A 26822-nucleotide genomic window follows, 5' to 3' on the forward strand; every position below is an offset into this window, starting at 1 on the left:
GCAATCTCAGTTTTCCGTCGTTGCAGGGTACGCAATTTTGCGGGGGTGGGTGGTCTGTTGCATCACCATCTCCCGCACCCGGTTGGGTAGGTCGCTGATGATACCGCAGACCCCGGCGTCAATCCAGCGTGCCATGTGCGATTTATCATTACAGGTCCATAAAGTAATGGCAAAACCGGCTTTTTGCCACTGGGCAATGTGGGCTTCGGCGGCATCGCCTAGGGCATCATCGGGTGGGGTGCAGCCCGGGTGGTAGGCATTGGCCCCAAGGGCGCGTAACTGTTCCTCCACATGGGCCTGGGGGCGGTCCGCCAATAGGGCAATGGGCAGTTGAGCATCCCATTTGCGGAGATGCTGGAGCTGCTGGCGGCTAAACGAGGAGATCAGCGTATGGTGAGCCATCCCATGGCGCTGCACCAGCGCCACCACCTGCTGGGCGAGGGTGCCATCGGCGGGTGAGGTGCCCTCTTTTATCTCAATATTAAGCTCAACATGCGCCTGTTGTGCCCACGTTAAAACGCTGGCTAAGGTGGGTAGTGTCACGCTGCCCGAACCGTAGTGGCGCAGATCGTCATCACTGAGATAACAGTGGAGTTCGTCGGCTTGGCGCTGGTGCAGATAGGCCGGTGCGGGGCGGCCTTGCAGGGCATCCTGATGGGCTTTGACAAACCAGCTCCCGGCATCCAACTGGAGCAGTTGGGCGGCGCTGTAGTGGTGCAACGGATAGCCCCCGCCCGGGGCAGCTGGGAGCTTGTGGGCGGCGTTGGTGGTACGGGTTAGGGTATCGTCATGGCATACCATGACAACACCATCGGCACTGAGTTGCACATCCAACTCAATGGCATCGGCCCCGGTCAGGGTAACAGCCTTTTCAAAGGCAGCTTGGGTGTTCTCTGGCGCATAAGCGCGAGCCCCCCGGTGGGCGATCACTCGGGTAGTCTGACAGCGATGCAGTAAGGAGAGCATGGGGCGTTCCTCGCAAACCAAGGGCGGTAGAGTGACCCTAGTGTAACCCAAATGTGCGTATTCGGTACCCCTTTTTGTTTGGGCTTGGTTTTATGGTGTTGGATTGTATTGTGTTAAAATAACGAGGAGAATTTTAAAAAAAAGTATGACATACTGGCAGTGTTGAAAGGGCATGGCTCGTGCTCTAATGGATCGCACACAGGTTGCTGGGCTAGGCTTGCGCCATGCCCATGGGGGGCGGCATGGGGATACAGCGTCGCGTATTGGGGCTCATCGCGTTTTTTCTGTTGGTGGCTTTTAGTGCCGTAGAGGTGCGCTCCTATTATCAGTTAAAGGCGTATGCCGAGGAGAGTTTGCGCACGCAAGCAGAGATTGTGCAGGGTCTTCTAATGTCCATCCGGCGGGTCTACCATCATGCCTTTCTTGATAGCCATATTCCCCTATCGTCCGATACCGTGCCGCTGTTGCCGGCCCATGCGATCAATCGCATCTCCAAAGAGTTCCCGACTTGGTTTAAAGGTGGGGTGAGCTTTAATAATGTGTCCGACAAACCCCGCAATGAGCAGCAAAGGGCCAAGGGTATCGAGCAACAGGCGATGGCCCATTTTCGCCAAAATCCCGAAGAAAAACGCTGGTTCACCCAATATCAAGAGGAAAATGGCGAGGCTTACTACCACTACGCCACCCCCATCTGGATCGAACCTTACTGCATGCAATGTCATGGGGCTAAAGAAAAAGCGCCTGCGGCCATTCAAAAAATGTACAGCACCGGTTTTGACTACAAGATTGGGGATCTGCGTGGCGTGGTGAGTATTAAGCTGCCCGCCGCCCACATCAACCGTTTGGTTAAACAGCAATTTTTGGAAAATAGTTTAATCCATCTGCTGATCTTTGGCTCAGCCTTTTTTGCCATCAGCTTTTTTTTAAGGCGGGATGTGGGCCAGCCCTTGGAGGCCATCTCACATGCGGTGCGCAAATTTGGACAGACTCGGGAGTTGCCCAAGTTTGAAGAGCAACCGGGTGAATTTCAGATATTGCTTCACACCTTGACCGATATGGCCAGTACAGTGGTGCTGCGAGAGAGCGAGGTGCAAGAGCGTCAGTTACAGATCGAGCTGCTGTTGGACTCTGCCGGCGAAGGGATCTATGCTATTGATACCCAGGGTATTTGCATTCAGTGTAACCCTGCGGCGGTCGCGTTGTTGGGGTATGCCAGCAGCACCGAACTGGTGGGTCGGGATATCCATACCCTGTGCCATCGTGCCGATGAACAGGGTACGCATATGCCCCACAGCGATTGCCCCGGCTGCAAGGTCATTGCCAGTGGCGAGCCGGTGCACCTGGCTCAAGAGTATCTACAGCGCCAGGATGGTAGCGTGTTCCCGGTGGAGATGCGCATTCACCCCATGCATCAGGGGGGGAGGGTGGTGGGTGCGGTGGTGCTGTTTGATGATATTTCACGACGCTTGGATGCCGAACAGAAACTGCGCCTGTCCGAGCGGCATTTCCGCACTTTGGTACAAGCGTTACCCGGTACTTTTTATAAGTGTGCCCCAGATCCCTTGTGTACCATGTACAGCTTGGGTGACAACATTGCCGAGCTGACAGGTTATGCAGCTGACAGCTTTATTGAAAATCATGAGCGTAGTTTTAGCAGTGTGGTGCATGCCGAGGATTGGCCCAGGGTGAGAGAAGCCTTGGATCAAGCACTGGCGCAGGGGGTTGTGTATCACCTGGAGTATCGTGTTAACCACACCGACGGCAAACCACGTTGGGTGATGGATCGTGGGCAAGCGGTCTATGATGAAGCGGGTAGGGCCGAGGTGCTCTACGGCGTCTTGCTGGATATGACCGAGCGTAAACAGTATGAGCAGCGCTTGGAGAGTGCCCGCCAGCAGGCCGATGCAGGCAACCGCGCCAAAAGTGAGTTTTTAGCGGTGATGAGCCATGAGATTCGCACTCCGCTTAATGCCATTATGGGGATGGGGGATCTGTTGGGAGAGACCGCGCTCAGTCCGGTACAGCGCCACTATCTGAGCATCAGCCAGCATGCGGGGGAAACCCTGGTGGAGTTGATTGAAGATATTCTGGATCTCTCCCGTATAGAAGTGGGTGAACTGGAGCTGGAGCCTGCACCGTTTGAGGTGGAAGCCTTGGTGGAGGAGGTGTGCGAGGTGGTAACATCCTCGGCCCATGATAAAGGGCTGATTCTACTCATGCGCATCGACCCGCTGTTACCACCGGTATTGATCGGAGATAAAAAACGTCTGCGCCAAATTTTATTTAACCTGTTGTTTAATGCCGTCAAGTTTACCAAGCATGGCGAGGTGATGTTGGATATTCGCCACGATGCTGCCCGTTCGGCGGCGGGGGCTGTTCTGTTACAGGTGCGCGATACCGGGGTGGGTATGGCCGAAGAGATGATCGAGCGGGTCTTTGAACCCTTTACCCAAGGGGACTCCACCATTACCCGGCAGTATGGTGGCAGCGGTTTGGGCTTGACCATTTGCAAGCGCTTGGTGAGCAAAATGGGGGGGGATATTCAACTGGAGAGTGCGTTGGGTCGGGGTACGACCGCGACGGTACAGTTGGTGTTGCCGGTGGGACGCCATGGCATGGTGGCGGCTGTTCGTCAGCAGGTGCCGCTACACGGGGCGAACCTGTTGTTGGTGGATGATAACGCCAACAACCGCGAAATTTATACGGAGCTCTTGCAGCAAGAGGGGGCCCGGGTGGTGGGCTGTGCCACAGGCGAGACGGCCATGCAACAGGTGAGCGAGGCAAACTTTGATCTGGCGGTGTTGGATTTTCATATGCCCTCAGAGGATGGCTTAACCCTGGCCGGGCGTATCCAGGAGATGGTGCCCAACATGCCTCTACTGATGCTGAGTTCCGATCAACAGCCGGCGGCGGCGGCGCGGGCCAACAGCATGGGTGTGACCTTTTTGTTAAAGCCGGTCAAGCGGCAGCTGTTACGTCAAACCATCGCCCAGTTGATGCAGTCAGGCAAGGGTGTCAAGGATGCTCCTGTACTTGGGCAGGGCGTGGAGTCCGGGCCGCAGAAAGGGCTTAAAATTTTGCTGGCCGAGGATGTGCCAGAAAATGCCCTGTTGATTGAAGCCTATTTGGAAGAAACAGGGCACCAAATCAGTGTGGTGGGGGATGGTCAGCAGGCGTTTGAGCGTTTTCAAGAAGAACCGTTTGATCTGGTGCTTATGGATCTACAAATGCCGGTGATGAACGGCTTGCAAGCGACCCGTCATATCCGTGCCTGGGAGCAGGCACAAGGGGTAAAACGCACCCCTATTTTGGCCCTGACTGCCCACGCCATGAAAGAGGACGAGTCTAAATCCTTAGAGGCGGGTTGTGATGGGCACCTAACCAAACCCATACGTAAGCAAGTTTTTTTGCAAAAGTTGCAAGGGTTCCTGGGTTAATTTTGGCTAAATAAGTGTTTCGAGCAATTTAGCTAGGGTGCGGGAAGAGGGCAGATCACGAAACATAAAACCGCGCTGCGCAAACAGCGGACTGCTCTCTAGGGCTTGGGCCACTTGGCTGTTTTTCAACAATGAGCGTTCAACCCCAAGAATAAGGGGTGGCTTGTCTCTCCCCCGTTTGCTGAGGTGTTCCAAGCGGCGCAGCAAGGGGGTGGCGTGCCAGCGGTGAAACAGCTCCAGATAAAAGGGGTGCTCCCCTTTATGAAACGCCATATCCGGGGCGCAGATCTCTTGCTGACCCAAATCCAGTAAGGGGGGGTGTTCATCCACCGTCCAGTCGGGAAATTTTTCGCGAAAATTGGCGGCAAACTGGGCAAATTCCGCATCGGGCCGGTAGGCGCGGGTATGGCTGTTCCAGTAACTTAACGGGGCGCTGGGATCGAGTTTAAGGGTGGCGGCGGGTTTGCCTTGGGGGCGGATGAGCGCCTCTAGGCTCCAACCTTTCTGGAGCAGCAGAATGGGGAAAAATAGCGCCAGTTGCAGCCCATATTTTTGGGTCTGCTCCAAGACGCTGACGGGGCCATCCAGCACCATTTTTACCTGCTCATGGGGCAGTCGGGTGACACGGGCCAAAAGCCGGTGAAAGCGCAGTTGTTGCAGCAGCAGCCGCAGTGTGCCGGGGTCGTTGGCATTAAAGGTGAGGGTTAAGCGCTCCGCCCGCAACAGCAGCCCTTGGACCTGGGCGGCATTGTAGCGGTAGAGCATTTTTTGCGCTTGTAAGGGGCGAAAGGTAAGCAGCGGTTGACGCTCGGGCAAATCATTATAGAGCGCCGCTGCCAACTGCTCAGGATCGCTGTTAAAGGCTTGGCCAATGGCGCTGCGGTAGCGGGGCAACTCTTCCAAATGAGCTTGCTCAAGCAGCTCGGCAGCTTTGGCAAAAATGGCGCTACGCCGCTGCATGGCGCTTTCATCGGGTTCGGCAAACTGGCAACGGTCCAGCAGCAGCTTCTCGATGCCCCTTAATATTTTTGGGTTTTTAAATCCGGTGGCAATGATGGGTTCGCACTGTTCGGCCAGCTCCGCACGGGTTAGACCGGCCCCATGTTGAAAAAGCTCGGTAAGGGCCTCCACGGCATTGAGCAGGGTGCGGTTATTGACATCAATAAAACCCGGTTTCAGGATGCCGCCACGCTGGCTAAAGCGCATATGCTCTTTGGTTAGCATGGATCCAACACCCCTTGCTCTTTTTGGTAAGCCGCATGTTGGCGGCGGCGGGCGCTGGTGTAGGTCTCGGCGGTATCTTCACTCACCAGCTCATAGAGCACCGCCTGTTTACCCTGGCGGGGCCGCAAGATGCGCCCCAGCCGCTGCACATGCTCCCGCACCGAACCGGTGCCCGAGACAATAATACCCACCGCGACATCCGGCACATCCACCCCTTCGTTGAGCACCCGAGAAGTGACCATGTGGCGGATCTGCCCCGCGCGAAAGTGATCCAACAGTGCCTTGCGTTCGGCGAGGCGGGTTTTATGGGTGATAACCGGTAGAAAAAAGGTCTCGCCAATGGCGTAGGCCGTGGCGTTATCGTCGGTAAAAAGAATCGCCTGCTCGCCACGGTGTTCCCGTAATAGGTGCCAGACGGCGCGTAGTTTGGCACGGCTGGCGCGGGCGATGCGCTTTTGTGTGTGGTAGGCTTTAAATGCCTCGCGCCCCTCTTTGGAGCGGGTGCAGAGCATGATAAAGTTGTTCCATCCCCCCGGTGAGCCTAAACGGCAGCCGTTGATTTGGGCAAACTGTTTATAGTGGTGGTAGGCGGTATCGTAGACTTCGCGCTCGTCATCGTCCAAGATAATGGGTACCTGATGCAGATCATAGTTGGCCAGATACTCCCCTTCGAGATGCTGAATCTCGACCCGGTGGACTTGGGCACCCAACAGATCATAGAGGGTGGTTTCGCCGCCATCGCTGCGCTCTGGGGTGGCGGTAAGCCCTAGGCGAAAGGGTGCCATGCACATGGTGGCCACCAGCCGGGTGCTGGGGGTGGGCAGATGGTGGCACTCATCACAGATAAGCAGACCAAATCGGCAGCCGTAACGCTCCATATGAATGGCAGCGGAATCATACGTGCTGACGGTGATGGGGTGTAGGCTGTGTTCACCACCACCCAACATGCCGATCTCTTGGTTAAAAGCCGCATGTAGCTGCTCGACCCATTGATGCATCAGATCCAGGGTCGGGACGGTGATCAGGGTATTGCGGCGGACCCGCTGCATGGCCAGCCGGGCCACCAAGGATTTGCCCGAACCGGTGGGCAGCACCACCACCCCGGTGTGGTTGTTTTCTGCCCACTTTTGAATGGCAATCTGTTGGTGCGGGCGGGGGTGTAGGGGGCTCACCAACTGAAAAGGCTGTTTGTCAAAGGCACGCGCTTGATCGTCAAAAGCGATCTTTGCGCGATGCAGGGCCAGTGCAATCGTGCCATAATAGCGGGCTTCGGCTCGGTAGGCGTGAATGCGGTCATCCCAGGTGACATGCTCGGCCACCAGGGCCAGCTCTTCCGCAGAACCGTGCAGGATCAAGGTTCCCAGATTGAAGGTGATACGCACCATGCTTCCTATTCCAGTTGATTCCCCCTTTCATCCTGATAATGAACAGGGGTATGCCCAGTGGCGTCATGCCAAGTTGGCCGCCTATCCGGCCCTTGAAGATATGATGGTGGAGATTGCCGATCCATTCAACCTTAGCTCTTTGGAGCGGGGCAGAATTGTGGATCTATGCGCCCGCAGCAATATGGCGCTCTATCAGGTAGCCCAGGGCAGGGTGGAGGATACGGCGCTGCCCATGGCGATTCTCAAACAGGTGATGCAGCGCTTGCGGGTGGACCATAATGAGGGGGCCGATGCCCAAGGGGTCAGCGCCCTGACCCTGCGGGATGATGGTCCATTTAAGCACTATATTCCCTATAAAGCCCAGGCCATTCAGTGGCACACCGATGGCTACTATAATGAGCCAGAGCGCACCATTCGGGGCATGGCGCTACACTGCGCCAGACAGGCCGAGCAGGGCGGTGAAAATGATCTGCTGGATCATGAGATCATGTATATAAGGCTGCGGGATCAAAATCCTGAGCATATTCGCGCCTTGATGGCTGAGGATGTGTTGACCATTCCCGCCCGCACCAACCGCGCGGGCGAGGTGGTGCGGGCAGCCTGTGTTGGCCCGGTGTTTAGTGTGGATGCCAACGGCTATCTGCATATGCGCTACACGGCCCGCACGGTTAGCATCGCCTGGCGAGAGGATGCCGCTACGTTGGCCGCAGTGACGGCGTTGGAGGCGATCTTAAAGCATGCGACGGATGAGCCCTATGCCCACCATCTGCGCATGCAGCCTGGCCAGGGTTTGATCTGTAATAATGTGCTACACACCCGGGGCCATTTTGATGCCGCCCCCGAGGGCCAAGCCAACCGCTTGATGTACCGCATTCGTTGCTGGGATCGGGTGGACCCGGCGTAAAGGCTGGTGCGAGGGTGCGGTTCATCACGGTAGTGATGGGGCTACACTTTAAAGGACACAAAAAATGAGGGAAAATGAGACCTCATTCAGAAAGGTGTCCAATGAGCAGAAGAAGTCCTAAAAATTTTGCCCCAGAGTTCAAAGAGCAGGTGCTCAAAATGGTAGAGAGCTCTGACAAGCCCATACCAGTGATTGCTGAGGAGTTTGGCATATCAGCTAAGAATATCTACAACTGGAGAAAGCGATCTCATGAGAAGCTAACATCCAGAGATAAAGATGAAATATTAGAAGTGAAAGAAGAAAATAAGCGCCTTAAAAAGAAGCTGGCTCAGCTTGAGGAGGAGCAGGCGATATTAAAAAAGGCGTGTGCGTACTTCGCGAGATCCCTTCCGTGAGGTACGCCTTTATTCAAGCTCATAGCAAAAGCTACTCTGTCGAGTCTTTATGCCGTGTTCTGGATGTTTCTCGTAGTGGATTTTATGGCTGGCTTAATCGAACCAGTACGAGTAAGGCTGAAGAGAATCAACTGCTTGAAGAGTGGATAGCAGAGATTTTCAAGGTGAGTCGATCAACCTATGGAACACGGCGTATACGCAAAGCGTTAAATGAGCATGGTGTACGAGTGAGTCGCCGACGCGTCTCCAGAATCAAGAGGAAGCTTGGCTTGGTTTGTAAAGCTCAGAAGCGTTATAAGGTTGTAACGACAGATTCAAATCACGCACTGCCTATAGCGCCTAACCTTCTTGATCGTCAATTCGATACGGAACGCCCTGATAACGCCTATGTTGGTGACATCACATATATTCCGACCAAGGAAGGTTGGCTTTATCTGGCTGTTTGGATTGACCTTTATTCCAGAGCTGTTGTCGGTTGGTCTATGGCAGACCCTATGAAAGCAGAACTGGTAACAGACGCTTTACGCATGGCCTTTTTCAAGCGCCGCCCAGAGGCCGGGCTGATTGTTCATAGTGATCGTGGTAGCCAATATGCATCTGAACTCTTGAGAAAATATCTGGATGAAAGAGGCTATACACAGAGTATGAGTCGCCGTGGTAACTGTTGGGACAACGGTGTGCCACGAACTCCTTATAGGAGGTGCTTCATAAAAGATGAGAGTGTGGCCTCTCGGAATCGGGTTGCAGGACCGGGTTTCAAACAGCGTCGAGCTGCTTAGGTAAAGAGCCTTGGTAGTGAGCGTCGGCGAAAAGGCGTTGTGGAAAACGTCATGTGAGAAATGAGAAGACGAACGCAAGTGAACCGTTGATGACGCATCGAAAAGCAATTCAACTGATATCAAAACTGGATAGCGTTGTTGATCCAGGACAAGTTCAGACGGCACCTGTTTACGGGCTGAATGGTATCCGGTGTGGAGACGGCGTGAGCTCATTACAGGCTTTTATGAGGAACGTGGGAACCTGTCGTTCCGATGATAAGGGAGAAATCCAAGAGGGCAGCCCCCTGGCGGAGAAGAGTACCGATGCGGAGCACAGGGACGGAGCAGCCCGTAGTAGTGTTGAAGTGGCCGAAAGGTCATGGAGCAAAGGGGCTGCGTCATTCAGTCAAAGGCATAAGCCAACCCAAAAGGGGAGGAGCTTATGAATGCGACAAAGGCTTTTGATATACCGAAAGAGTTAGTGTGGCAGGCCTATCTGGATGTGAAACGAAGTTCAGGAGGGCCTGGCCTTGATGGTCTAACGATGGAGGCATTTGAAGAAGATTTGAAGAATCAGCTGTATAGGTTATGGAACCGAATGTCGTCGGGCAGCTACTTTCCACCACCTGTCATGCGGGTAGAAATCCCCAAATCAGATGGTGGTGTGCGAGGGCTGGGTATTCCGACGATTGGTGATCGTATCGCGCAAGCGGTTGTGAAACGATATCTGGAGCCATTGGTGGAGCCAAAATTCCATGAAGACTCCTATGGATATCGTCCCAATCGCTCAGCTTTGGATGCCGTTAGACAGGCCCGCCAGCGCTGTTGGCGGGATGACTGGGTGCTTGATCTGGATATCAGCAAGTTTTTCGATAAACTGGATCATGCATTGGTAATGCGTGCGGTGAAGCGGTTTACAGATTGTAAGTGGGTTCTGCTCTACATCGAGAGGTGGTTAAAAGCAGATGTTCAACTACAGGATGAGACCATCCTTCATCGGGAGATGGGAACCCCCCAGGGCGGTGTAATCAGCCCTCTGCTTGCAAACATTTTTCTGCATCTTGGTTTCGATCAGTGGATGAAGGAGAATTATCCTCACATTCATTTTGAGCGTTATGCCGATGATATTGTCGTGCATTGCCGTTCCTTGAAGCAGTTGCAGTGGATCAAGAAGAGGATTGAACAGCGCTTGAAGCTCTGCAAATTGTCTCTCAACGACAAAAAGACGCGAGTTGTCTATTGTAAAGATTCTCGTAGGTCAGGGGAGTGGACGTGTCAGAGCTTTGATTTTCTGGGCTATACCTTTCGTCCAAGGTCATCACGCAACCACCGTGGAGAGCTTTTTGTAAGCTTTAGTCCGGCAATCAGTCGGAAAGCTTCGAAATCTCTACGGCAGACCATTCGGCGGGAGTGGAAGCTCCAAGCGAGGAGCCAGCACTCTATTGAGGAACTGGCAAGACGTTTAAATCCAGTGATCACAGGTTGGATAAACTATTATGGCCGATTCTGTCGATCGGAGATGCACTCTGTATTGGACCGGATAAACACCGCTCTTGCCTTCTGGGCAATGCGTAAGTTCAAGAAACTCCGTGGGCACAAGACCCGAGCGCACAAGTGGCTCAAAGGGGTTGCCCAGAGAGAGCCATCTTTGTTTGCGCATTGGAAATATCAGGGCTGGATGACAAGAGCCGTATGAGCTGAGAGGTTCACGTACGGTTCTGTGAGAGGCTGAGGGTGAAATTCCCTCGGTCTACTCGACCACCAGCGGAAAGCTTTTTCCACACTCTCAAAGTTGAACTGGTTTCATCCTGTGACTTTAAGACACGCGATGAGGCTAAACAGATCATCTTTGAATATATAGAGGTCTTTTATAACCGAAAGCGCAAGCACTCATCCATCGGCTATATGAGTCCTTCTCAGTACGAAATAGAGTGGTTCAAGTCCGCGTAAAACACTGTCCGTTTTAGTGTTGCCACATCACAACGGACTGGCTGCATTGGTGGAGGCAGAACTGGAGTTGAATCCCTTTGATGAGGCTCTGTTCGTGTTTCGCAATCGATCATTGGACAAGGTGAAAATCCTTTACTGGGAACGTAATGGCTTCTGCCTGTGGCAAAAGCGGCTGGAAAAGGACCGATTTCACTGGTTGCGCCAGGGAGGTGCCGCAGAAATCCAAATCACGGGGCGGCAGCTGAATTGGCTACTTGATGGCTACAACCTGGCGGCAATGAAGGGTCACAATAAACTGCATTTTTCTTCGATTGTATAGAGTGTTAAGGCGGTTTTTTTGGTATAATTTCGGCTATGAAAACGCTACCAAAGACACTCCCTGATGACCCTGCCGCTTTGCGGGAAATAATACTTTCCTTGCAGGCTGAAAATGTCCTTTTACAGGACAAAAGCAAGCGTATGGAGCATGAAGCCCAGCTTCTGAGGGAGAAGCTGAATATTCTCATTGCCAAGCGGTTTGGGCGTTCCAGTGAGAAGAGCGATCCCCGTCAGTTGGGTCTGTTCGATGAGGCAGAAGTGACGGCTGCCGAGGAACCTGAAGAGGATGCCGAAGAGATCCAGGTTCCTGCCCATAGCCGCAAAGTGAAGTCCAAAGGGCGCAAGCCATTGCCAGAGTGGCTACCCCGGGTGGATATCATTCATGAGTTGCCTGAGTCGGCATTGGTTTGTGGCCTGGATGGTCACCATTTGGTCGAGATTGGCCGTGAGACCAGCGAGCAACTGGATATTATTCCGGCCAAGGTGCAGGTATTGCGGCACATCCAGATCAAATATGGCTGTCCTCATTGCAAACAGGGCGTGAAGACGGCCCCTACACCCAAACGTCCCATTCCCAAGGCGTTGGCTACAGCTGCTCTATTGGCCCATGTGGCGGTATCCAAGTATGCCGATGGGTTACCGCTCTATCGACAGGGCGCCATTCTGACCCGTGCAGGGATTGATGTCTGTCGAACCACGCTGGCCAATTGGATGATCCAGTGCGGCCAACTGGTGCAGCCGTTGATCAATCTGATGCGGGACAAGATGCTGGATTACGATATCCTGCAGATGGATGAAACTACGATTCAAGTGCTTAAGGAAAAAGATAAAGTTGCAGCCAGCAACTCCTATATGTGGGTACAGCGAGGTGGTCCCCCGGGTAGTCCGGTGATTTTGTTTGATTACGATCCCACACGCGGTGCCGAGGTTCCGAAACGGCTGTTGGCGGGCTATAAAGGCTGGTTGCAAACGGATGGGTATGCAGGTTATCTGGGTGTGGGTGCGCAGGAAGATGTGATCCTGATGGGGTGTTTTGCGCATGCCCGTCGTCAATTCGACGAGGCGATCAAAGCGTTGGGAAAATCCAAAAAAGGCAAGATAGGCAAGGCTGGGCAGGCACTGTCGCTGATCCGGAAACTGTACGCTGTGGAAAAGGATCTGCGTGAGGAAGAGGCTACTCCAGAGCGACGTTACAAGGTGCGCCAGGAGCGTTCCCGCCCCATTATCGATGAGTTGAAAACCTGGCTGGAAGATAATCGAGCAGGGGTGTTACCGAAAAGCAAACTCGGCGAAGCGATGGGATATCTGACCAATCAGTGGTCCTCTCTGATTCGATATCTTGATGATGGACGCCTGGAAATTGACAACAACAGAGCCGAGAACGCCATTCGCCCCTTTGTGATTGGCAGGAAAAATTGGCTCTTCAGCAACTCTGTTCGAGGTGCAAAGGCCTCGGCAAACCTCTACAGTTTGATTGAAACGGCCAAAGCCAATGGTTGGGAGCCCTTCGTCTATCTCACAAAGGTCTTTGAGGGCCTCGCCACAGCGCAAACCGTGGATGAGTTCGACTTGTTGCTCCCGTGGAATTTGAAATCTGCTGCTGAACCGGCAGGGTAGTTGATGGGGATAAATGGGCGCTTACGGTGCAAAGGCCTCGGCAAACCTCTACAGTTTGATTGAAACGGCCAAAGCCAATGGTTGGGAGCCCTTCGTCTATCTCACAAAGGTCTTTGAGGGCCTCGCCACAGCGCAAACCGTGGATGAGTTCGACTTGTTGCTCCCGTGGAATTTGAAATCTGCTGCTGAACCGGCAGGGTAGTTGATGGGGATAAATGGGCGCTTACGTTCTGGACATCAATTTTAAGGCTGCCCGCGATGGTCCCATTAAATGCAAAGAAAGGCTTGGTGGGATCATAAAATCCTACTATAGGGAAGCGGCATAAAGCCCATTACTACCGCTCGCCAAAAAGTGCATCATATGCTTGTATTATAAGCTAAAAGCAGTGTATACACATTTCGGAATCAATCAATATACCTTAAAAATACAACAGGTTAACCATATCAACCATTCAACCTATAATTCTGGATGATAGGTTTCAATGAGATTCCTCGTCAATTGTTCGCCTCGCTTTGTTAGCAGCTCAATGTCTTCCTGAGTCATCGGGTCGAAATTTGTGGGATAATCGAAAGTAGCATCGCGCGACACTAGGTCTTTTGGAGGACAAGTAAGAGCGCTATCATTCTGCCCCAGGTATGGCAGCAGGAATCCTTCAATTTTGCCACTATCTTTTAATTTGTGAAGAAGATCAAAAGTCATTGAATGGGTTCGGCGATGGATGGTATCAAGCGTTGCAATCATCCGAGAAGGCCAGAGATATGGAACACTTGAACCATCGGGAAGCCCTTGTCCAGCGACGCATGCAATGATGAAATCTATTTCCCCGACGTTTGTGCTGTAGTCACTACTCCGGCCTGGAACAAGGCAACTGGTACCAAGATTATCGTAAACCCCTCCATCCGTAACAATTGTTCTATGGATGGATGTCTCGCCTAACTTGTTGATATATCGCCTTTGCTCATCCAATGCCGGCAACAGAACAGGAAATGCCGCGCTTGCCGCCACTGCCTTTGCAACTTTTGTATCATCTGCAAGTATCCCAAAACGCCAGCAGCCAGACTCATCTGAGCCGAACCTATAAGCAGACTGTGTTCTCAACTCAGAAGCATTAATAACAATTCTGAGATTTCTTCGTTTGATGTTTTTTAATATCGTGCCTTTGAAATATTCTCTATCCAAAAATTCAGAAAATGCTGTTGTCATGCTTGCGAAGCGTGGAAGAGGAGCCTGAAGGTGATTTGCTATTCTTCTTAGTGCAGAGGCTGGAACACCTAGAATGCGCAGCAGCTTAGAAAATAGATTGATGGATGAGCATATCGCTGTCAATAATCCTGAAGTCAAGACCGTCGCAATAATCTTTAAGGTGGTGCCTGAGCACAGGGTAAATTTCAGTATCCCACCCCTCAGCCCATTTCGGAGTAGTTCCTGAATTCTTATATCAAACTTTTCGAAACTATCGTCTGAGTAAGCCCAGAGTCCGCCTATAACACTTCCACCTGAAACAGTGGACAGTGTACTAACCTTATCTAAAATACCGCGATCGTTCAGTGCCCGCATACAACCAAGGTGAAATGCTACCGCACGCGATCCCCCTCCAGAAAGTGCCAGCCCGATTTTGCGTGGTTTACCTTCCATCTTTTTCAGCCTCTATCTCAACGGGAATAAACCGGAATTGATTTTTCCGGAATAGATAAAAGCGCCACGTAGGGTTTGTCGTTGCAAAACCAACAATCAACATAACGACGTGGCGGGGTGTTTTTTCTTGCGCATGTAGAATCTGAGCTATTGCTTCAAGATCTACATCGCTCGCATTCGGCATCGAAACTGGGTGGGTATGCCATACACCAACGAATTTAGTGGAATTCCCACTACGGTTCGCATAAAACGAACACTGATCCTTTGTCCCTTCAACACCGCATAGAAAACGCTGTGGTGACTTATGACTATCAGGTGGAGGGCCAGTCGCAATATCGATATAGATACTTTGAAGTGAATCATCAATCTCACCGAGTAATAGGCCACCAGTTTCGTTTGTTCGGTTACCAGACCGAGCATTTGATGCTATCTCGCTTTCCACTCCCTTTCTTGCACTTAGAGAAATAGACACACGATACTGATAGTTTACATCTTCACTCAGATCCTCTACTCCAAGGTCAACTACGCGAGACTCTATTGGTCGGCGATCATTTTGTGCGGACACAAACAGAGCTTTTGCCACATAATCAGTTTCTCTCTGGAGCACGCTTGCTGCAAAATTAAAAAAGGACGATGCGAAGAAAGCGATATCAGCTGCTGATCCAACAAAGGTTGGCTCAGAGCAACCCGGTTCAGGCTGAAACCCCCGCTCCTGTTGCCCTTGCGGCCAGAACGAACCAGCGAAATCACTTAGCCCATCTGTATGGAATGCAGCCAATTTTGTTTTTCGCATTAAGTCGGACGGGCCAAAACCGGCCTTTGGCATTTTAAGGAAGGCCATTCCTAGAGACGCATCATCACTGATGGTGCATCTGAGGGTCGGTGGCGTTGAAATAAGGTAAGCGCCCATTTATCCCCAGGGTTCAGTTTGATCTGAAGGTATGTCACGCTTTCTGAAATTCAAAATTTTAGGAGGCGAACATGGAAGACAAATCAATTGAGGCGTCTGTGCTGAGTGAGAAGCAGCGGTACTGGCTGGATCATTTACGCAGTTGTCGTTCTGAGGTCGGCACCATTAAGGAGTACGCTGAAGTCCATAAGCTGAGCCTTCCATCGTTGTATTTTTGGAAGCGCAAGCTGACGCAAATGGGTTTTCTGGAAGAGTCAGGATCAGGCAAGCGACGTTTTCAGCGATTGGAATTGAGTTCAAAGTCTTCAGCAGGGGTCTGCCGGATTCAGTTCCCAAATGGTATGACGGTGGAGTGGTCAGGGAATGGTGGCGAGAGCTTGCTCTCTGTCCTGCGATCTGTGGCAGCCTTGTGATGATGCGCCCATCGCCGGATATTTCTGTCGTCCATCTTTGTTTGGAGCCGGTGGATTTCAGGAAGGGGATCAACGGACTGGCTGCATTGGTGGAGGCAGAACTGGAGTTGAATCCCTTTGATGAGGCTCTGTTCGTGTTTCGCAATCGATCATTGGACAAGGTGAAAATCCTTTACTGGGAACGTAATGGCTTCTGCCTGTGGCAAAAGCGGCTGGAAAAGGACCGATTTCACTGGTTGCGCCAGGGAGGTGCCGCAGAAATCCAAATCACGGGGCGGCAGCTGAATTGGCTACTTGATGGCTACAACCTGGCGGCAATGAAGGGTCACAATAAACTGCATTTTTCTTCGATTGTATAGAGTGTTAAGGCGGTTTTTTTGGTATAATTTCGGCTATGAAAACGCTACCAAAGACACTCCCTGATGACCCTGCCGCTTTGCGGGAAATAATACTTTCCTTGCAGGCTGAAAATGTCCTTTTACAGGACAAAAGCAAGCGTATGGAGCATGAAGCCCAGCTTCTGAGGGAGAAGCTGAATATTCTCATTGCCAAGCGGTTTGGGCGTTCCAGTGAGAAGAGCGATCCCCGTCAGTTGGGTCTGTTCGATGAGGCAGAAGTGACGGCTGCCGAGGAACCTGAAGAGGATGCCGAAGAGATCCAGGTTCCTGCCCATAGCCGCAAAGTGAAGTCCAAAGGGCGCAAGCCATTGCCAGAGTGGCTACCCCGGGTGGATATCATTCATGAGTTGCCTGAGTCGGCATTGGTTTGTGGCCTGGATGGTCACCATTTGGTCGAGATTGGCCGTGAGACCAGCGAGCAACTGGATATTATTCCGGCCAAGGTGCAGGTATTGCGGCACATCCAGATCAAATATGGCTGTCCTCATTGCAAACAGGGCGTGAAGACGGCCCCTACACCCAAACGTCCCATTCCCAAGGCGTTGGCTACAGCTGCTCTATTGGCCCATGTGGCGGTATCCAAGTATGCCGATGGGTTACCGCTCTATCGACAGGGCGCCATTCTGACCCGTGCAGGGATTGATGTCTGTCGAACCACGCTGGCCAATTGGATGATCCAGTGCGGCCAACTGGTGCAGCCGTTGATCAATCTGATGCGGGACAAGATGCTGGATTACGATATCCTGCAGATGGATGAAACTACGATTCAAGTGCTTAAGGAAAAAGATAAAGTTGCAGCCAGCAACTCCTATATGTGGGTACAGCGAGGTGGTCCCCCGGGTAGTCCGGTGATTTTGTTTGATTACGATCCCACACGCGGTGCCGAGGTTCCGAAACGGCTGTTGGCGGGCTATAAAGGCTGGTTGCAAACGGATGGGTATGCAGGTTATCTGGGTGTGGGTGCGCAGGAAGATGTGATCCTGATGGGGTGTTTTGCGCATGCCCGTCGTCAATTCGACGAGGCGATCAAAGCGTTGGGAAAATCCAAAAAAGGCAAGATAGGCAAGGCTGGGCAGGCACTGTCGCTGATCCGGAAACTGTACGCTGTGGAAAAGGATCTGCGTGAGGAAGAGGCTACTCCAGAGCGACGTTACAAGGTGCGCCAGGAGCGTTCCCGCCCCATTATCGATGAGTTGAAAACCTGGCTGGAAGATAATCGAGCAGGGGTGTTACCGAAAAGCAAACTCGGCGAAGCGATGGGATATCTGACCAATCAGTGGTCCTCTCTGATTCGATATCTTGATGATGGACGCCTGGAAATTGACAACAACAGAGCCGAGAACGCCATTCGCCCCTTTGTGATTGGCAGGAAAAATTGGCTCTTCAGCAACTCTGTTCGAGGTGCAAAGGCCTCGGCAAACCTCTACAGTTTGATTGAAACGGCCAAAGCCAATGGTTGGGAGCCCTTCGTCTATCTCACAAAGGTCTTTGAGGGCCTCGCCACAGCGCAAACCGTGGATGAGTTCGACTTGTTGCTCCCGTGGAATTTGAAATCTGCTGCTGAACCGGCAGGGTAGTTGATGGGGATAAATGGGCGCTTACGAAATAAGAGCTATCCAATCTAGTTGGAGGGCAGCAGCAACTCTCCTGGAAGCTGTCGCATCAATCACAAGGTCAAATTCATCTAGAGACAGTGATTCAGGCCAGCCCTGTGTAAGATCGAAAAATTTGTGATCTATATCTGCTTTCGGGTTGATTGATTCAAGTGTCATAGACAGGGCGCTATTTTTTGAATACCCCACTTGCCTATATTTGAATTGCTGCCGGACAAGAATGCCAGGATGGACATTCGAGTAATCTATAAGACGTAGCTTTGTAACTCCTGCACGAATCAAATACTCTCCAAAGTGTGAACCGAGGGCACCACATCCAAGCAAGACGACACTCTTCCCCAAAAACCAACTCGCATTCGTTTCTTGATCACGCCTAAATGTAACTTCAGGGCGGTTGTCATAAACACGGCACCATTCTGTTGTAGCATTGCAAGCCCATTCATTGATGAGCTCCCACGCTTTGTCAGCAGCTTCACTTTCCTTTTCTAATACAATGGTGTGTAAAGCCGTAACATATTCAATATCTATTTTCCAAGCTGTCAGGTGTTGACGTAGCGGCTCGCCTGCCTTTCGGCGGCGCATTGGGGCCCCGATAATAAAATAAAGCGGGTCACCAGAATTCTGGTGCAGGGAAAATAATCTTAAGACAGAAAAAAGCAGACCAAAAGAGATATTGCAGCTTTGAAATGTAGTAATGAGTTTATCTACAGTGTTTGGGAACTCCATTGGCATCGATTGGCCAAGCAAAATTACAGCAGCATATTTCTCACTTCTTGAAAGCGAATTTGGTATCTCAGCCCACTCGAAAACATCAAGACAATGGTCGTTTCGCTTTCTCAGCTTGGCAGTTCCGATCCAGGGAGAAGCCCCATCTGCCAGTTCCGGCGTATCGATTTCAACGGAAAATTTCGTGTCAGAGCTATGATATACAGCTGGCGGATGCAGTGGGGCGTCGTCAGGATCCAACTGATCTTGAGCAGCATCACCTAGCCATTGATCTAGCCGTTTGATGAAGCCAAACATGCCGTCACTTGCAGACCATTCAACGTCGGTCGCAAGATAAAGACAAATCTGATTTCCCCATTGGACATGAGCCTGCCCCATAAAACGTTGATGTGTAAATTTCGCAATAGGGGGCTCTATTGGGAACCGGGATGACACACGTATGTGAAACCCTTCACGCTTCCGGAATTTTAATCCACCTTTTTGAAACGTGTAATCACTTGTATCAATGGATACGCGCAATAACAGAGTGTCGCCTTCAGATGTTGGCGGATCTATTTGCACCAGTTCGACTGTTCCATTGCTAGCTGCGACAATATCCGCAACTTGCTCCAGAGCAAGTTGTTGCCCCCATGATAGACATTCAGTCACCATATCCGACCTGTTCCGAGGGGGGGCTGTCTGAACCACGAGCTTCATCAACAGCCGTGGCCAGTCTGCTGGTTGATCCAGTAAACGCAGCTTCGGCAAGATCTGAGGTAGTTAGCGTTCCACCCTCAGCCTGGAACACAAGGGGTGCACCTTTTCCTCCGTCTTCGTGAGTACATAGAAACCCATTGTCTGCGACCTCTTCATAGCGACTCTTGGCCTTGGCATGCGGCGGATTGTCTCCTGACGAATTCTGAGACGGAATTTTTTCGCTGCTGGCAACAATGACACCACCTTCGACCTGGAATTCAGCAAGGTCGTCCAGCATATCCTGTTTGAGAACCTCCTTGTCGTCCTCAGTTTGATACATGGCCGACTTACTACAATGGTGTGGGGCCAAAAATACCTTCCACTTCAGATACTCTTCATTTCCAGCCTCTCTAGTTGCATCAAATATCCTACGAATGCGTGGATAAGCTATGTCGCCAAAAAGTAAAACTCCCCCTTGAGAGGGATCATTACCGAGCACAATCTGCATACACATGCTTGTGTCATTTCGGTCGCCTACTATTTCTTCCGCAAAAGGAGCGTGGATAAAGGCATTGAACCCACCTTCATAATTATTCCCATCAATCTCTGTGATTGAGTTACCCGGAACAGTTAGCCGATCTTCTGGAAAATTCTTGAATTCTTCCATTTCAAGTAGCGTATTGTAACCGATAAGTTGGACGCGCTCTCCTGCCCCCACATCACCATTTGATTTAATCATTTCTTGGACACGTCGTTCGGCTTCATTTTTGAACGCAACGGCATCGTCACACAAGTCCTGGTCATGCTCAATAAACACCCTTGGTGTAAACCAGATCTCACCAATGGTCACCCTATCGAGCAACTCTTCAAAACCTAGAATGTGGTCCTTGTCAGGGTGTGTAAGAGCAAAAGCAGAGAGATACGGTTTGCCTTCAACCTTCGGCAAGTTTGCTGCCAACGCATCAATCAATGTGGCGTGGTCATCACCGGTTTCATCGGCCATTTTCAGATCGCGCAAGTCTACTTGGAGAACGACCCCTTCTTGGATCACGATACTCGTGCTATCCCCTGTTCCAACGGGCCAAAAGATCACTCCAGACTTATTAAGCATATCTATATATCCCTTTATCACAGAGACCTTGTTGATCCTATATCACGACACACACTGGACCATCCTACCATCTTCAGCCATTTTCATTTTTGTGTTCAGTGAAATTGACTTTCGCATTTCTGAGTCCTGTTTGATTGTATGGGGATGTCCCGAGCTCTGTTGAAATTTAATGCTAGATCCGGGGACATACACTTAATGCGGGGGGAGGAGTTCCGGGGACATACGTTTGGGAGGAGTTCCGGGGACATACGCTTGAGCCCCCCGAAAAAAGCCCGCTTGAGCTTGAGTGTATTCCCTGGCCAGTCGACTGCGTGATAAGAAAATCCTGCAAAACGGCTATGGACCCCCACACGGCCCTTCTCTGATCCCTCTTTACGGAGCCGATTTCAGCGTGAAACGAGGGGTATTCTACCCCATTACGCCGGAACAGGCTCCACTTTTTGCTCTTTCCCGGCCATTTGGACGCACTGGTAGCGCAGGAAGCGCTTCACATTGCTGGCCAGAGCTTTCATTGTGACCGCAAAGGTTACTCGCTGAAGGCGCCGGGTCCAGACCTTCCCCAGGCCATGAGCCGTCTTGAGTGCCGCATTGACCGATTCGCCTCCAGCGCGAATGGCGTATTCCTTCTCGAACTCCTCCGTAATTCCGGAGACAGTTACGTAATTCCAGGTAAATGTGCATCAGCCAACACCTTTCCTGTCTTTTAATCTTTACTTTTGGGGTTTGGCCCAGGCTTCACTCGCCTCAACCTTCTCCCTAAACAGTTTTCAAGTTCCTCAATAAAATCTATAATCAATCGACTTCTCACGCTGTTTTTTCAAACACCTTGCCCGTAGCCGGAGCTTCTTCTCAAATTTATATGAAATCCTTTTAAAATTAGGCAAAAAAGTACTATGCTGGCAGGATATGCGCCCATGTAAATGTCATTTATATTCTTTTCAACACTGGTATGATCGCGTTTAATACGTAGTCATGTATATCGCGCGCGTCCCTAATCGAAATTCTCCACCTGCGGTGCTGTTGTGACGCTGTGGGCGAGGAGGAGGGTTGGGTGCCTATCTGATCAAAGAAGCAAGGCGGCGGTGGGCCGGGGGGGGTTACAGGAACTCTTCGGGCTCGTCGGCGCGAATAGCCTGCGCGTATGGCCACCAAGCGTAGAGATTGCGCATGCCGCGAAATTGCTGATTTTCATCCAGCCCATAGCCCACCAGCCGGGTATCGGGCACCTCAAAACCCACATAGCGGACAGGTATTTTTTCCGCACGCTCAACGGTTTTGTGCAGTAATACCGCAAACTGTATGGAGGTCGGCTGCAACGGCTGTAAGCCCTGCATAAGGCGCATGGCGCTGTGGCCTTGGTCCAACAGGGCGTCCACCACCCATATATCTTTACCCCGCAACAAATCTTCATCTTCGCGGCTAAAAATGGGCAGGTGGGCACAGGGACGGGCATTGGTAAAAGCCACCGGCACCGTATGATCCAGCGCCCGCATTAAGTCGGCGGCAAATACAAAGCCCCCCTTTAAGACCACCAGAAAAACGGGGTCTTTGCCCACCATATCGCCACGTATCTGCACCCCCAGTTCCGCAACCCGCAGTGCAATATGGGCGCGGTCAATAAAGGGTTCCAGATGATCCAGATTGGCTTTGGCTTCGGCGTTTTGGGTCACGGTCATCCCTATTCTAATAAAAAAAACGGGCCTTTGATGCCGTACCAAAGACCCGCTCGTGTGCCGCTGGCTCACTTTCCTAAAAAACGCTCCAGAAAGTGCAGGTCATAGGTGCCACTAATAAAGGTGGCATCCTGCATAATGCGCTGGTGCAGGGGAATGGTGGTGGAAATGCCGCAGATGATATACTCATCCAACGCCCGCCGCATGCGGGTTACGGCCTCTTCACGATTGCGCCCATGCACAATCAACTTGCCGATCATCGAGTCATAATGCGGGGGAATGCGATACCCGGTGTAGCAGTTGGAATCCACCCGCACCCCACCACCACCCGGCGCATGATACTCTGTAATCAGCCCGGGCGAGGGGAGAAAGGTCTCTGAATCCTCGGCATTGATGCGGCACTCGATGGAGTGGCCGCGCATGACAATATCTTCCTGGGTAAAGCTCATGGGCAGATTGGCGGCAATACGGATCTGCTCTTTAACCAGATCCATGCCCGTGACCATCTCCGTAACCGGGTGTTCCACCTGAATACGGGTGTTCATCTCCAAGAAGTAAAAGTTGCCCTTGTCGTAGAGGAACTCAAAGGTGCCCGCCCCTTCATAACCCACAGCATGGGCCGCCTTGGCCGCGAGGGTGCCCAATCTATGGCGCTCTTCTGGTGAGACCGCTGGAGAGGGAGCCTCTTCCAAAATTTTCTGGTGACGCCGCTGCAACGAGCAGTCCCGCTCGCCCAAGTGTACAGCATTGCCGTGACGGTCGCACATAATCTGGATCTCCACATGGCGGGGAGCTTCCAGATATTTTTCAATATAGATGGCGTCGTTGCGGAAAAACTGCCGGGCTTCGTTGCGGGCTACCGTGTAGGCGCGGATCAAGCCCGCCTCGGCATGCACCACCTTCATACCCCGTCCACCGCCGCCGCCAACGGCCTTGATGATGACCGGAAAACCAATTTCACGGGCAATACGCAGGGCATCCTCTTCGCTATTGACGGCACCTTCGCTGCCCTGCACCACCGGTACCCCGGCGGCAATCATGGTTTTACGCGCCTGCACCTTGTTGCCCATCAGCCGGATTACTTCCGGTTCGGGGCCAATAAAGGTCAGGCCAGAGGCTTTGACAATCTCGGCAAACTCTGGATTTTCTGAAAGAAAACCATATCCAGGATGGATCGCTTCGGCATCCGACACCTCAGCCGCCGCCATGATGGAAGAGATGTTGAGGTAGGAGTCCATGGAGGAGGGGGGACCTACACAGACGGACTCGTCGGCCACCTTAACATGCATCGAGTCGGCATCGGCGGTGGAGTGAATGGCCACCGTTTGAATGCCCAACTCTTTACAGGCGCGATGCACCCGCAGGGCGATTTCGCCCCGGTTGGCGATTAATACTTTCTTAAACATGGCGTTACACCGGCTCGATGAGGAATAGCTCTTCACCAAACTCGACCGGGCTGGCATTGTCCACTAAAATTTTCACCAGCCGCCCGGAGTGTTCGGATTCGATCTCATTCATAAGCTTCATCGCTTCGATGATGCAGAGCACCTGGCCTTTTTCCACCATTTCACCCTCTTTAACAAAGGCGGCGGCATCCGGGGAGGGGGATTTGTAGAAAGTGCCCACCATCGGTGAGGTGACCACCACGGCATTGCCCCGATCGCTGCTGGTCTCGGCAGTGGCCAGAGCGGGTGCCGCAGCCGGTGCGCCATGATAGCCCGGTGCTTGGGCCATATAGTGCTGGGGTGGGGCCATATAGTGCTGGGGTGGGGCTGTCATATAGGTGGGTTGTATGCCACGGCTGATACGCACCGTGCTGCCCTCCTGACAAACTTCAATCTCCGACACATCGGTGTCGTCGAGCATTTTGATCAATTGACGAATCTCTTTGAGATCCATATTACGCTTCCTTATGGCTTAGATGCTACCTGACTCTCAAGGTGGGTGATGCCGGCTTCCATGGCGTATGCATAACCACGTATGCCCAGCCCAACCACCTGTCCCAGGGCGATGTCGCTAACGTAAGAGTGGTGTCTGAAGGGTTCCCGTTTGTGGATGTTGCTAATGTGGATCTCCACCACCGGTTTTTCTGCGGCCAACAGGGCATCACGGATGGCTACCGAGGTGTGGGTATAGGCGGCGGGATTAATGACGATCAGATCGGCATCTTCCCGGGCCTGTTGGATGCGCTCCACCAACGCCCCTTCATAATTGGATTGGTAAAAGGCCAGTTGTGCCCCCAGTTGTGCGGCTTTTGCGGCGCACAGCACCTCGACATCGGCCAGCGTTTCGTGGCCGTAGAGGGATGCCTCACGTTTACCCAACATATTTAGGTTGGGGCCGTTGAGCACCAATATGCGCCATGGTTTGGATGGGGACATCGTTTTGCCCTTCCGTTGCTTCACTGTCGGCAGCGAAGTAAAACAGTGCGACCGGCACGTTCCGACACAGGTTATCAAAAAGGGTCTTCACCCCGTCGCCCGGACAGTATAGAGCGGTTCGTCAAAAGGTTCAGGGAAAAATCGCAAAATTTTATGATTTTTTATAAAAAATCTGTAAAAAATGCATTTTTTGGGCAGAAACAGCGAGGAAAAGCTATTTTTCTCAAGCCTTCACCGGTTGGTTAGGGCAATGAGAGGGTTACACAAAAAAAGGCGCAAAATAGGAGAATTTTGCGCCTTTTTTAAATATTTCCTCTAAATATCGGTAAAAGCGGCCAAATGCCCTGGCCTATATGCAGGGCTGTATGTTAAGGCCTGTTTTGTGTCCGATAGCTTTCTACTTGTTGCAGTAGCCCGGTCAGGCGCTGCTTTTGCTGGTTGCGGGTCTTGCTCATAAAGTCATAAACGTAGATGCGTCCAAGCATGCCCTGTAGACGCCATAGTTGCATCTGCTGCTCTTCATCCAGCGGTTGATCCGGCGGTGTGGGCGTTGGCGCCGCTATGGATAAGGGTTCTAAGGGCTGGGCTGCTTGGGGGGCTACCGCCAAGGGTTCGTTAGGTATGGGCAAGGGGCGTTCGTCTATGCTGGTGGTCGCAGGGGGTGTGGGTTGCGCTGCTGTGCTGGGTTCGACCACGGGCTCGATGATAGCAGGCTCTGGGGTGGCGCAGGCAGGGGGTGGCGCTTCCGGCTGGGGCTGTTGGGCCTGCACCGAACGATTGAGGGTTTGCAGGGTAGCGCGGTAGGCCCGCGCTGGGGCGCTGCCAAAGCGCTCTAGTTCTGTGGCAATGCGGTTTTCCCACAGATGATCCTGCCCGGCCAACAGCTTGGAGATTAAAAACCACTGCCCCACCACTTCGGGATAAAGGTTTAAGATCTCGTCAATCTGGGTATTGGCCTCCTCCACACGGTTTTCCCGTGCCATGGCGGCCAACTGTTCAATGCTGCTCTGCCAATCCAAAGCCATGCTCTTCTCCTTGCGAACGGACCGAATCAGTGTGACCCATTTTTAACCACAGGGGAAGTCGTAACCATACGTTCCAGCTTAAAAAAAAAGCGGCAAACTGAGCAAAACGCCAAGAGTGGCTGCTGTGGATGGGGTGGTGGGGCCTAGCTGGGGGGCGCCCACGGTAGGATGGGGCGGTTGGCGTATGGGTGCAAGTTTACCTTGAGTAGGAACTTTTCGCCCTTTATGATCTTCCAAACCCACAACAACGAGCCCGCCTCCTGATAATCGGTTTACAGCCCATGCAGCCGTTTGGTGGCGCAACCCCCTCATGGAGAGGTTGAATATGAAGATTCATTTGAACGGTGAACCCCATAACGCCGAAGCCGGCACAACCCTAGAGGGTCTGCTTATGGGTTTGGGTTTTGCCCCAGAGAAGGTGGCGGTTGAGCGCAATAAAGCGGTGGTGAGTAGGGGCACCTATGGCGCGGTGGTGTTGCAAGAGGATGACCAGATTGAGGTGGTCCACTTTATTGGTGGTGGCCAGCACCCCCCGGCGGATAGCTGGAGCGTGGCGGGTTTGACCTTTAATAGCCGCTTGCTGGTGGGCACCGGTAAGTATAAGGATTTTGAAGAGACCAAGATTGCCATTGAAGCCTCGGGGGCAGAGATTGTGACGGTGGCGGTGCGGCGGGTTAATGTAAGCAACCCTAACGCCCCCATGTTAACCGACTATATCGACCCCAAAAAATATACCTATCTGCCCAACACAGCAGGCTGTTTTACCGCTGAAGATGCGGTGCGCACCCTGCGTCTAGCGCGGGAGGCCGGGGGGTGGGATCTGGTTAAGTTAGAGGTGCTCAGCGATGAAAAATATCTCTGGCCCAATAATCCCGAGACCCTAAAAGCCGCCGAGATATTGGTGCAAGAGGGCTTTAAGGTCATGGTCTATACCACCGACGACCCCCATATGTGCAAACGTTTTGAAGATCTTGGCTGTGTCGCGGTCATGCCCTTGGCAGCTCCCATCGGTTCGGGTTTGGGGGTGCGTAATCCCTACACCACCCGCATTATTGTGGAGCAAGCCAAGGTGCCGGTGCTGGTGGATGCCGGGGTGGGCACCGCCTCGGATGCGGCCATCGCCATGGAGCTGGGCTGTGATGGGGTATTAATGAATACCGCCATTGCTGGGGCTAAAGATCCCATACTCATGGCCCATGCCATGAAACATGCGGTGTTGGCGGGGCGGCAGGCCTATTTGGCCGGGCGTATTCAGAAAAAACTTTATGCAACGGCCTCCAGCCCGCTGGATGGCACCTTCTTTTAGG

Annotated in this window: 21 protein-coding genes and 3 pseudogenes; 12 read left to right on the plus strand and 12 right to left on the minus strand. The window is 52.3% G+C overall.

Annotated elements, in window-relative coordinates:
- Positions 1-6 precede the first annotated feature (6 nt).
- A complete protein-coding gene (locus tag MMC1_RS03315) occupies positions 7-966 on the minus strand; it encodes a glycerophosphodiester phosphodiesterase (protein ID WP_011712334.1) in 960 nt (319 codons plus the stop codon).
- A gap of 242 nt (positions 967-1208) precedes the next feature.
- Between MMC1_RS03315 and MMC1_RS19555 the strand changes: the two genes are divergently transcribed.
- A complete protein-coding gene (locus MMC1_RS19555; protein WP_011712335.1) occupies positions 1209-4403 on the plus strand; it encodes a response regulator in 3195 nt (1064 codons plus the stop codon).
- Positions 4404-4409: 6 nt separating this feature from the next.
- On the opposite strand, the gene MMC1_RS03325 is transcribed toward MMC1_RS19555, so the two are convergent.
- Positions 4410-5627 carry a DUF790 family protein gene (locus MMC1_RS03325; RefSeq protein WP_011712336.1) on the minus strand — a complete coding sequence of 406 codons (1218 nt, stop codon included), beginning with the start codon at positions 5625-5627 and terminating at the stop codon, positions 4410-4412.
- Entirely contained in the window at positions 5621-7012 is a 1392-nt protein-coding gene (locus tag MMC1_RS03330) for a DEAD/DEAH box helicase (RefSeq protein ID WP_041640728.1), read from the minus strand. Before MMC1_RS03330 ends, MMC1_RS03325 begins: the two co-directional genes overlap by 7 nt.
- On the opposite strand from MMC1_RS03330, the gene MMC1_RS03335 reads away from it, so the two are divergent.
- From MMC1_RS03335 to MMC1_RS03365, 7 genes and pseudogenes are all read left to right on the plus strand, one after another.
- Positions 7011-7916: a TauD/TfdA family dioxygenase gene (locus MMC1_RS03335; RefSeq protein ID WP_011712338.1), complete on the plus strand. Its 906-nt coding sequence runs from the start codon at positions 7011-7013 to the stop codon at positions 7914-7916. The two genes, MMC1_RS03330 and MMC1_RS03335, sit on opposite strands and share 2 nt — an antisense overlap.
- A 101-nt stretch (positions 7917-8017) precedes the next feature.
- Positions 8018-8985, plus strand: a pseudogene (locus MMC1_RS20840) (IS3-like element ISMasp3 family transposase); the annotation flags it as partial.
- Positions 8986-9511: 526 nt separating this feature from the next.
- A complete protein-coding gene (gene ltrA / locus MMC1_RS03350) occupies positions 9512-10765 on the plus strand; it encodes a group II intron reverse transcriptase/maturase (RefSeq protein ID WP_011712341.1) in 1254 nt (417 codons plus the stop codon).
- A gap of 65 nt (positions 10766-10830) precedes the next feature.
- Positions 10831-11019 (plus strand): annotated as a pseudogene (locus MMC1_RS20845) (IS3 family transposase); the annotation flags it as partial.
- Between the two features lie 16 nt (positions 11020-11035).
- Positions 11036-11338 carry an IS66 family insertion sequence element accessory protein TnpB gene (gene tnpB / locus MMC1_RS03355; protein WP_011712343.1) on the plus strand — a complete coding sequence of 101 codons (303 nt, stop codon included), beginning with the start codon at positions 11036-11038 and terminating at the stop codon, positions 11336-11338.
- 35 nt (positions 11339-11373) lie between these two features.
- Positions 11374-12954 (plus strand): IS66 family transposase, encoded by a 1581-nt coding sequence (tnpC, locus tag MMC1_RS03360; protein WP_011712020.1) that lies wholly within the window; start codon positions 11374-11376, stop codon positions 12952-12954.
- A 25-nt stretch (positions 12955-12979) separates the two neighbouring features.
- A pseudogene (locus tag MMC1_RS03365) lies at positions 12980-13156 on the plus strand (transposase domain-containing protein); the annotation flags it as partial.
- 255 nt (positions 13157-13411) lie between these two features.
- Here MMC1_RS03365 and MMC1_RS03370 read toward each other — a convergent pair.
- Together MMC1_RS03370 and MMC1_RS03375 are read right to left on the minus strand one after the other, a co-directional pair.
- A complete protein-coding gene (locus MMC1_RS03370) occupies positions 13412-14590 on the minus strand; it encodes a patatin-like phospholipase family protein (protein WP_011712345.1) in 1179 nt (392 codons plus the stop codon).
- On the minus strand, positions 14580-15431 hold the full coding sequence (locus MMC1_RS03375) for a Mov34/MPN/PAD-1 family protein (protein ID WP_160162653.1): 852 nt from the start codon (positions 15429-15431) through the stop codon (positions 14580-14582). Before MMC1_RS03375 ends, MMC1_RS03370 begins: the two co-directional genes overlap by 11 nt.
- Before the next feature lie 140 nt (positions 15432-15571).
- On the opposite strand from MMC1_RS03375, the gene tnpA reads away from it, so the two are divergent.
- From tnpA to tnpC (MMC1_RS03390), 3 genes are read left to right on the plus strand one after another with little or no spacing between them, the layout of a single operon-like run.
- A complete protein-coding gene (tnpA, locus tag MMC1_RS03380; RefSeq protein ID WP_011712018.1) occupies positions 15572-15913 on the plus strand; it encodes an IS66 family insertion sequence element accessory protein TnpA in 342 nt (113 codons plus the stop codon).
- Positions 15913-16272 (plus strand): IS66 family insertion sequence element accessory protein TnpB, encoded by a 360-nt coding sequence (gene tnpB, locus MMC1_RS03385; protein WP_011712019.1) that lies wholly within the window; start codon positions 15913-15915, stop codon positions 16270-16272. The genes tnpA and tnpB (MMC1_RS03385) overlap by 1 nt, the downstream gene beginning before the upstream one ends.
- Positions 16273-16307: 35 nt before the next feature.
- On the plus strand, positions 16308-17888 hold the full coding sequence (gene tnpC, locus MMC1_RS03390) for an IS66 family transposase (RefSeq protein WP_011712020.1): 1581 nt from the start codon (positions 16308-16310) through the stop codon (positions 17886-17888).
- 21 nt (positions 17889-17909) lie between these two features.
- On the opposite strand, the gene MMC1_RS03395 is transcribed toward tnpC (MMC1_RS03390), so the two are convergent.
- The 7 genes from MMC1_RS03395 to MMC1_RS03425 form a co-directional block, all read right to left on the minus strand.
- A complete protein-coding gene (locus tag MMC1_RS03395) occupies positions 17910-19301 on the minus strand; it encodes a ThiF family adenylyltransferase (RefSeq protein ID WP_011712347.1) in 1392 nt (463 codons plus the stop codon).
- The gene (locus MMC1_RS03400; RefSeq protein ID WP_011712348.1) at positions 19291-20436 is read right to left on the minus strand and encodes a ComEC/Rec2 family competence protein; all 1146 of its coding nucleotides are present in this window, start codon (positions 20434-20436) and stop codon (positions 19291-19293) included. The genes MMC1_RS03395 and MMC1_RS03400 overlap by 11 nt, the downstream gene beginning before the upstream one ends.
- 1097 nt (positions 20437-21533) lie before the next feature.
- Complete coding sequence (locus MMC1_RS03405; RefSeq protein ID WP_041640733.1) at positions 21534-22112, minus strand: phosphoribosyltransferase; 579 nt, start codon at positions 22110-22112, stop codon at positions 21534-21536.
- Positions 22113-22177: 65 nt separating this feature from the next.
- On the minus strand, positions 22178-23515 hold the full coding sequence (gene accC / locus MMC1_RS03410; RefSeq protein ID WP_011712350.1) for an acetyl-CoA carboxylase biotin carboxylase subunit: 1338 nt from the start codon (positions 23513-23515) through the stop codon (positions 22178-22180).
- Positions 23516-23519: 4 nt separating this feature from the next.
- Positions 23520-24008, minus strand: coding sequence for an acetyl-CoA carboxylase biotin carboxyl carrier protein (accB, locus tag MMC1_RS03415; RefSeq protein ID WP_011712351.1), 489 nt, complete (start codon positions 24006-24008; stop codon positions 23520-23522).
- Between the two features lie 11 nt (positions 24009-24019).
- A complete protein-coding gene (gene aroQ, locus MMC1_RS03420) occupies positions 24020-24490 on the minus strand; it encodes a type II 3-dehydroquinate dehydratase (RefSeq protein WP_011712352.1) in 471 nt (156 codons plus the stop codon).
- A 368-nt stretch (positions 24491-24858) separates the two neighbouring features.
- Positions 24859-25515, minus strand: coding sequence for a hypothetical protein (locus tag MMC1_RS03425; protein ID WP_011712353.1), 657 nt, complete (start codon positions 25513-25515; stop codon positions 24859-24861).
- 325 nt (positions 25516-25840) lie between these two features.
- Between MMC1_RS03425 and thiS the strand changes: the two genes are divergently transcribed.
- Positions 25841-26821: a sulfur carrier protein ThiS gene (gene thiS, locus MMC1_RS03430; protein WP_011712354.1), complete on the plus strand. Its 981-nt coding sequence runs from the start codon at positions 25841-25843 to the stop codon at positions 26819-26821.
- Position 26822 lies beyond the last annotated feature (1 nt).

This window comes from Magnetococcus marinus MC-1 (assembly GCF_000014865.1).
Lineage (GTDB): Bacteria > Pseudomonadota > Magnetococcia > Magnetococcales > Magnetococcaceae > Magnetococcus > Magnetococcus marinus.

What these genes read in the sequence shown, in the direction of transcription:
- MMC1_RS03315 (WP_011712334.1), bottom strand. Translation starts at nt 966, where the DNA reads ATGCTCTCCTTACTGCATCGCTGTCAGACTACCCGAGTGATCGCCCAC.
- MMC1_RS19555 (WP_011712335.1), top strand. Translation starts at nt 1,209, where the DNA reads ATGGGGATACAGCGTCGCGTATTGGGGCTCATCGCGTTTTTTCTGTTG.
- MMC1_RS03325 (WP_011712336.1), bottom strand. Translation starts at nt 5,627, where the DNA reads ATGCTAACCAAAGAGCATATGCGCTTTAGCCAGCGTGGCGGCATCCTG.
- MMC1_RS03335 (WP_011712338.1), top strand. Translation starts at nt 7,011, where the DNA reads ATGCTTCCTATTCCAGTTGATTCCCCCTTTCATCCTGATAATGAACAG.
- MMC1_RS03330 (WP_041640728.1), bottom strand. Translation starts at nt 7,012, where the DNA reads ATGGTGCGTATCACCTTCAATCTGGGAACCTTGATCCTGCACGGTTCT.
- ltrA (WP_011712341.1), top strand. Translation starts at nt 9,512, where the DNA reads ATGAATGCGACAAAGGCTTTTGATATACCGAAAGAGTTAGTGTGGCAG.
- tnpC (WP_011712020.1), top strand. Translation starts at nt 11,374, where the DNA reads ATGAAAACGCTACCAAAGACACTCCCTGATGACCCTGCCGCTTTGCGG.
- MMC1_RS03370 (WP_011712345.1), bottom strand. Translation starts at nt 14,590, where the DNA reads ATGGAAGGTAAACCACGCAAAATCGGGCTGGCACTTTCTGGAGGGGGA.
- MMC1_RS03375 (WP_160162653.1), bottom strand. Translation starts at nt 15,431, where the DNA reads ATGGCCTTCCTTAAAATGCCAAAGGCCGGTTTTGGCCCGTCCGACTTA.
- tnpA (WP_011712018.1), top strand. Translation starts at nt 15,572, where the DNA reads ATGGAAGACAAATCAATTGAGGCGTCTGTGCTGAGTGAGAAGCAGCGG.
- tnpB (WP_011712019.1), top strand. Translation starts at nt 15,913, where the DNA reads ATGATGCGCCCATCGCCGGATATTTCTGTCGTCCATCTTTGTTTGGAG.
- tnpC (WP_011712020.1), top strand. Translation starts at nt 16,308, where the DNA reads ATGAAAACGCTACCAAAGACACTCCCTGATGACCCTGCCGCTTTGCGG.
- MMC1_RS03395 (WP_011712347.1), bottom strand. Translation starts at nt 19,301, where the DNA reads ATGGTGACTGAATGTCTATCATGGGGGCAACAACTTGCTCTGGAGCAA.
- MMC1_RS03400 (WP_011712348.1), bottom strand. Translation starts at nt 20,436, where the DNA reads ATGCTTAATAAGTCTGGAGTGATCTTTTGGCCCGTTGGAACAGGGGAT.
- MMC1_RS03405 (WP_041640733.1), bottom strand. Translation starts at nt 22,112, where the DNA reads ATGACCGTGACCCAAAACGCCGAAGCCAAAGCCAATCTGGATCATCTG.
- accC (WP_011712350.1), bottom strand. Translation starts at nt 23,515, where the DNA reads ATGTTTAAGAAAGTATTAATCGCCAACCGGGGCGAAATCGCCCTGCGG.
- accB (WP_011712351.1), bottom strand. Translation starts at nt 24,008, where the DNA reads ATGGATCTCAAAGAGATTCGTCAATTGATCAAAATGCTCGACGACACC.
- aroQ (WP_011712352.1), bottom strand. Translation starts at nt 24,490, where the DNA reads ATGTCCCCATCCAAACCATGGCGCATATTGGTGCTCAACGGCCCCAAC.
- MMC1_RS03425 (WP_011712353.1), bottom strand. Translation starts at nt 25,515, where the DNA reads ATGGCTTTGGATTGGCAGAGCAGCATTGAACAGTTGGCCGCCATGGCA.
- thiS (WP_011712354.1), top strand. Translation starts at nt 25,841, where the DNA reads ATGAAGATTCATTTGAACGGTGAACCCCATAACGCCGAAGCCGGCACA.